Raw genomic sequence first — 545 nt, forward strand, 5'->3', positions numbered from 1 at the left:
TATTTCGTATTTATTTTTTGGACAAGTGGCTAACTTGTTCTTGTAATTTTCGAAAATAAATTTACTGATACCATTTTGAATTTTTAGAATAGAAATCCCCATCCTTACTATATTAAAGACCATAAACCATCTAATATTCTTTAATTCTATCACGTCAAATTATATGTTGTGAAATTAGAGGGGTTTCAAAAAAATTCAAATTTTATGTTATTTATTTTTAAAAGAATCGTCTGGTCCGACCAAACCATCGCTAAGAATGCTTTTAGCATGTTCTTTTGTACCATCACTATATTCAATCATCAAAGAAAAATCCGGTAACATCTCGACTGAGACAACTTTGGAAGCATCCTCATTCATTTTTCATTCCCCTTCATAAAATTAAAATTCAATTCATTAAAATCGATTACATTATAGATTTTCAATTGAATTATCGCAATTGAAAAACAAAAAAATAACAAAACCAAATTTTGATTTTGTTATAGTTTATATTTTTGGCGAATTTTATAATCAAGTTAGCCACTTTAGAAAAATGACAAAATAAAAAC

Annotated in this window: 1 protein-coding gene; it reads right to left on the reverse strand. The window is 26.4% G+C overall.

The window, feature by feature from the left end; all coding sequences use genetic code 11:
• Positions 1–207: 207 nt before the first annotated feature.
• On the reverse strand, positions 208–357 hold the full coding sequence (locus FD33_RS12725) for a hypothetical protein (RefSeq protein ID WP_156407849.1): 150 nt from the start codon (positions 355–357) through the stop codon (positions 208–210).
• Positions 358–545: the final 188 nt, after the last annotated feature.

It is taken from the genome of Companilactobacillus paralimentarius DSM 13238 = JCM 10415, assembly GCF_001434985.1.
Lineage (GTDB): Bacteria > Bacillota > Bacilli > Lactobacillales > Lactobacillaceae > Companilactobacillus > Companilactobacillus paralimentarius.